Annotated in this window: 1 protein-coding gene; it reads left to right on the top strand. The window is 39.9% G+C overall.

Annotated elements, in window-relative coordinates; genetic code table 11:
* Window positions 1-16: 16 nt before the first annotated feature.
* Window positions 17-409: IS607 family transposase (locus A1232T_RS13360; RefSeq protein WP_143514017.1), on the top strand; the 393-nt coding region annotated here is incomplete at its 3' end.

Below are 409 nucleotides of genomic sequence, written 5' to 3'. Positions count from 1 at the left end.
TCTATAATTACTTATTATGAGTAGATTATTAAGCATAAAACAAGCAGCTAATCAGTTAGGCGTTTCCGTCTCAACTCTACGAAGATGGGATGAGACAGGCGTGCTTGTCGCTCAAAGAACACCCAAAGGCCATCGTCGGTATGACTTATCTAAAATAAACCCCAGTAATAAAGTGGAGCAACAACGTAAAACCATAGCTTACGCTCGTGTTTCGAGTCATGACCAAAAATCAGACTTACAACGTCAGATTGAAATTCTTGAGCTGTATTGCTCTGCTCAAGGCTGGTCATTCGAGGTAATTAGCGATTTGGGTAGTGGTATGAACTATCATAAAAAAGGCTTAAAACGCCTGCTTGATGATATTTTAGACAACAAGATAGACAGGCTGGTGCTAACCCATAAAGATAGA

Source organism: Psychrobacter pasteurii (assembly GCF_900162815.1).
In the GTDB taxonomy this organism is placed as follows: Bacteria; Pseudomonadota; Gammaproteobacteria; order Pseudomonadales; family Moraxellaceae; genus Psychrobacter; species Psychrobacter pasteurii.
This window is presented reverse-complemented; position numbering and strand designations above follow the sequence as displayed.